General features: G+C 69.8%; 3 protein-coding genes. 2 read left to right on the top strand and 1 reads right to left on the bottom strand.

Features of this window, described 5'->3' with window-relative positions; all coding sequences use genetic code 11:
• Window positions 1–42: 42 nt before the first annotated feature.
• Window positions 43–3,063 carry an excinuclease ABC subunit UvrA gene (uvrA, locus tag ACFWM7_RS33760; RefSeq protein ID WP_383268187.1) on the bottom strand — a complete coding sequence of 1,007 codons (3,021 nt, stop codon included), beginning with the start codon at window positions 3,061–3,063 and terminating at the stop codon, window positions 43–45.
• A gap of 175 nt (window positions 3,064–3,238) precedes the next feature.
• Here uvrA and ACFWM7_RS33755 point away from each other — a divergent pair, with 175 nt between their 5' ends.
• Together ACFWM7_RS33755 and ACFWM7_RS33750 are read left to right on the top strand one after the other, a co-directional pair.
• Entirely contained in the window at window positions 3,239–3,928 is a 690-nt protein-coding gene (locus ACFWM7_RS33755; RefSeq protein WP_383268184.1) for a maleylpyruvate isomerase family mycothiol-dependent enzyme, read from the top strand.
• Window positions 3,929–3,938: 10 nt separating this feature from the next.
• The gene (locus ACFWM7_RS33750) at window positions 3,939–4,595 is read left to right on the top strand and encodes an MBL fold metallo-hydrolase (RefSeq protein ID WP_383268181.1); all 657 of its coding nucleotides are present in this window, start codon (window positions 3,939–3,941) and stop codon (window positions 4,593–4,595) included.
• Window positions 4,596–4,659 lie beyond the last annotated feature (64 nt).

Below are 4,659 nucleotides of genomic sequence, written 5' to 3'. Positions count from 1 at the left end.
CCGTCGTCCTGCGGGGGCCGCCGCCATCGGTGCGCCGGGGGCTCAGGCCTTGCGGGCCCGGGTCGTCTTCCTGGCGGCAGCGGCCTTGGTGGCGGTGGCCTTCTTGGCGGTGGCTGCCGTCTTCTTCGCGGCCGTCGCCTTCTTCGCGGGGGCGGCCTTGCGGACAGCCGCCTTACGGGGTGTCCCCCGGCCCGAGGGCACCGCGGCCTCGGCGACCCGGTCCGCGTCCAGAATCCCCTGGAGGAACTTCCCGGTGTGGCTGGCGGGCACCGAGGCGACCTGCTCCGGTGTCCCCTCGGCGACGACGAGTCCGCCGCCGTTGCCCCCCTCGGGGCCCATGTCGACGACCCAGTCGGCGGTCTTGATGACGTCGAGGTTGTGCTCGATGACGATCACCGTGTTGCCCTTGTCCACCAGGCCGGAGAGCACGGTGATCAGCTTGCTGATGTCCTCGAAGTGCAGACCGGTGGTCGGCTCGTCCAGGACGTAGACCGTGCGGCCGGTGGAGCGCTTCTGAAGCTCGCTGGCCAGCTTGACGCGCTGCGCCTCACCGCCGGAGAGGGTCGGCGCGGACTGCCCGAGCCGGACGTATCCGAGGCCGACGTCGTTGAGCGTACGGAGGTGGCGGGCGATCGCCGGGACGGCCTCGAAGAAGTCCAGGCCCTCCTCGATCGGCATGTCCAGCACCTCGGCGATGGACTTGCCCTTGTAGTGGACCTCCAGGGTCTCCCGGTTGTAGCGCGCTCCGTGGCAGACCTCGCACGGGACGTACACGTCGGGCAGGAAGTTCATCTCGATCTTGATCGTGCCGTCGCCGGAGCAGTTCTCGCAGCGGCCGCCCTTGACGTTGAAGGAGAAGCGGCCCGGAAGATAGCCGCGCACCTTCGCCTCCATCGTCTCGGCGAACAGCCTGCGGACGTGGTCGAAGACTCCGGTGTACGTCGCGGGGTTGGACCGGGGGGTCCGGCCGATCGGCGACTGATCGACGTGGACCACCTTGTCGACGAGGTCGTCGCCGTCGACCCGGGTGTGACGGCCGGGGACCGACTTGGCGCCGTTCAGCTCGCGGGCCAGGTGGGTGTAGAGGATGTCGTTGACCAGGGTCGACTTCCCGGACCCGGAGACGCCCGTGACGGCGGTGAGGACGCCGAGCGGGAAGGAGACGTCGATGTCCTGGAGGTTGTTCTCCCGGGCGCCGTGCACGGTGAGGCTGCGGGCCGGGTCGACCGGGCGGCGGATGTCCGGCGTCGGGATGGACCGTTTGCCGGACAGATACTGGCCGGTGATCGAGGCCTTGTTGCCCAGCAGCTCCTTGAGCGAGCCGGAGTGGACGACCTTGCCGCCGTGCTCACCGGCGCCGGGGCCGATGTCGACGACCCAGTCGGCGACCTTGATGGTGTCCTCGTCGTGCTCGACGACGATGAGCGTGTTGCCCATGTCGCGGAGCCGGACCAGGGTCTCGATGAGCCGGTGGTTGTCGCGCTGGTGCAGGCCGATGGACGGCTCGTCCAGGACGTACAGCACGCCGACCAGACCGGAGCCGATCTGGGTGGCCAGCCGGATGCGCTGGGCCTCGCCGCCGGACAGGGTGCCGGCCGCGCGGTTCAGCGAGAGGTAGTCGAGGCCGACATCCACCAGGAACTTCAGCCGCTCGTTGACCTCCTTGAGGACCCGCTCGGCGATCTTCTTGTCGCGGGCGTTCAGCTTGAGGCGGCCGAGGAACTCGGCGCACTCGCTGATCGACATCGCGGCGACCTCGGCGATGGACCTCTCCATCACCGTCACCGCGAGGACGATCGGCTTGAGCCGGGAGCCCTCACAGGTGGGGCAGGGCACCTCGCGCATGTAGCCCTCGAAGCGCTCGCGGCTGGAGTCGCTCTCGGCCTCGGTGTGCCGCCGCTTGACGAACTGGACCGCGCCCTCGAAGGCGGGGGTGGTGTAGGCGCGCTCGCGCCCGTACCGGTTGCGGTAGCGGACCTCGGTCTGGATCTTGTGGCCGAAGAGCAGGGCCTTCTTGGCCCGCTGCGGCAGACCGGCCCAGGGGATGTCCGTACGGAAGCCGAGGGCTTCGGAGAGCGCGCCGATCAGGCGGCCGAAATACTCCTTGGTGTGGCCGTGGGACCAGGGGTGGATGGCGCCCTCGTCGAGCGACTTCTCCTCGTCCGGGACGATCAGCTCCGGGTCGACCTCCATGCGGGTGCCGATGCCGGTGCAGTCGGGGCAGGCGCCGAAGGGCGAGTTGAAGGAGAAGGAGCGCGGCTCCAGCTCCTCGAAGGAGAGGTCGTCGTACGGGCAGTAGAGGTGCTCCGAATACATCCGCTCGCGCTCGGGGTCGTCCTCGGGGAGGTCGACGAAGTCGAGCACGACCATGCCGCCGGAGAGGCCGAGCGCGGTCTCGACCGAGTCGGTCAGCCGGCGCTTGGCGCTGTCCTTGACGGTGAGGCGGTCGACGACCACCTCAATGGTGTGCTTCTCCTGCTTCTTGAGCGTGGGCGGCTCGGCGAGCTGGATGGTCTCGCCGTCGACCCGGGCGCGGCTGTAGCCCTTGGTCTGGAGGTCGGCGAAGAGGTCGACGAACTCGCCCTTGCGCTCGCGCACCAGCGGCGAGAGGACCTGGAAGCGGCTCCCCTCGGGCAGTCCGAGGACCTTGTCGACGATGGCCTGCGGCGACTGGCGGGAGATGGGGCGGTGGCACTCCGGGCAGTGCGGCTTGCCGATCCGGGCGAAGAGCAGCCGGAGGTAGTCGTAGACCTCGGTGATGGTGCCGACCGTCGAGCGCGGGTTGCGCGAGGTCGACTTCTGGTCGATGGAGACGGCCGGGGACAGACCTTCGATGAAGTCCACGTCCGGCTTGTCCATCTGGCCGAGGAACTGCCGGGCGTACGAGGAGAGGGACTCGACGTAGCGGCGCTGCCCCTCGGCGAAGATCGTGTCGAACGCGAGGGACGACTTGCCCGACCCGGAGAGCCCGGTGAAGACGATGAGGGAGTCGCGGGGCAGGTCGAGCGAGACGTTCTTCAGGTTGTGCTCGCGCGCGCCACGGACGATGAGACGGTCGGCCACGCCGGTCCGCACCTTTCTAGAGAGAAGCGGGGGAACTGAGCCCCTCTCCCAGGGTATGGGGGGCGCCACAGCGGTGTACGAAGCTTTCGATTCCGAGCGTATAGCACGCACATTCGATTCATGGCCGCCCTTGACCTCCTTCACCCGAATGGGTGGCGAGGCTAGGCTCGGCCGCATGATTGATCATGCGCACGACCTGGGAGCTGTACGCGAAGCGACCGAACGGCTGCTCGACGCGGTCGGCGAACTGGACAACGCCGCTCTCGCCGAGCCGTCACGGTTGCCCGGTTGGAATCGGGGCCATGTTCTGACCCACCTGTCACGTAACGCCGACGCGCTCGGAAATGTTCTCCGGGGCCTCCCGATGTACGCGAGCAGCGAAACCCGCGACGCCGACATCGCCGCCGGCGCCCCCCGTCCCCTGGCCGAGCAGCTGGCCGACTTCCGGGAGAGCGCGGACCGCCTCTTCGCGATCGCCGCGGAACCGGCCGACTGGACCCGTACCGTCACCCTGCGCAACGGAGTGACGGACTCCGCGGCCCGGATCCCCTTCCGCCGCTGGATCGAGGTGGACGTGCACCACGTCGATCTCGGCATCGGCTACGAGCTGGAGGACCTGCCCGCCGCGTTCGTGGAGCGGGAGATCGCCTTCCTCACCGAGCGCTTCACCGGCAACCCCGACGTGGGGGCCACGGCGCTGACCGACGAGGACGGCCGCACGTGGAGCACCGGCGGCGGCCCGCCGAGCGCCCTGGTGACCGTGCAGGGGTCGGCGGCCGAGCTGATGGGCTGGCTCGCCGGCCGCCGTGACGGCTCCGCCATGACCGTGGCCGGAGGCTCCCTGCCCGCGCTGCCCCCGCTATAGGCTGAGCCGCATGACGTACAGCGGAGCGGTGAAGGTCGGCGGACCGGCGAGCGTGCACGAACTGACGGATCTGATGATCTCCAAGGTCGCCGTCGGCGCGATGGACAACAACGCCTATCTGCTGCGCTGCCGGGCCACCGGCGAGCAGCTGCTGATCGACGCGGCCGCCGAGCCGGAGACCCTGCTCGCGCTGATCGGTGACGACGGCATCGCCTCCGTCGTCACCACGCACCAGCACGGTGACCACTGGCAGGCGCTGGCCCAGGTGGTCGGGGCGACCGGCGCCCGGACGTACGCGGGCCGCTACGACGCCGACGGCATCCCGGTGCCGACCGATGTCCTGGTCGAGGACGGCGACACGATCACGGTGGGCCGGGTCGAGCTGACCGCCCGCCATCTGACCGGCCACACCCCGGGCTCCATCGCCCTGGTCTACGACGACCCGCACGGCGCCCCGCATCTGTTCACGGGGGACTGCCTCTTCCCCGGCGGGGTCGGGAACACGCACCAGGACCCCGAGGCGTTCACGAGCCTGCTGAACGACGTCGAGACGAAGCTGTTCGACCGGCTGCCCGACGAGACGTGGGTCTACCCGGGCCACGGGCACGACACGACGCTGGGCGCCGAGCGGCCCCAGCTGCCCGAGTGGCGCGCCCGCGGCTGGTAGCCCGCGCGCGGCTCCCGGATGACGCGAAAGCGGCCGGGGTGGACGGCGTTCGCCGTTTCCACCC

The organism is Streptomyces sp. NPDC058375 (assembly GCF_042723425.1).
GTDB lineage: Bacteria > Actinomycetota > Actinomycetes > Streptomycetales > Streptomycetaceae > Streptomyces > Streptomyces durocortorensis.
Note: the sequence above shows the minus strand (reverse complement) of the source record. Positions and strands in the feature narration are given on the sequence as shown.

Bases quoted from the DNA above. Each gene is read 5' to 3' on its own strand.
- ACFWM7_RS33755 (WP_383268184.1), top strand. From the start codon at position 3,239: ATGATTGATCATGCGCACGACCTGGGAGCTGTACGCGAAGCGACCGAA.
- ACFWM7_RS33750 (WP_383268181.1), top strand. From the start codon at position 3,939: ATGACGTACAGCGGAGCGGTGAAGGTCGGCGGACCGGCGAGCGTGCAC.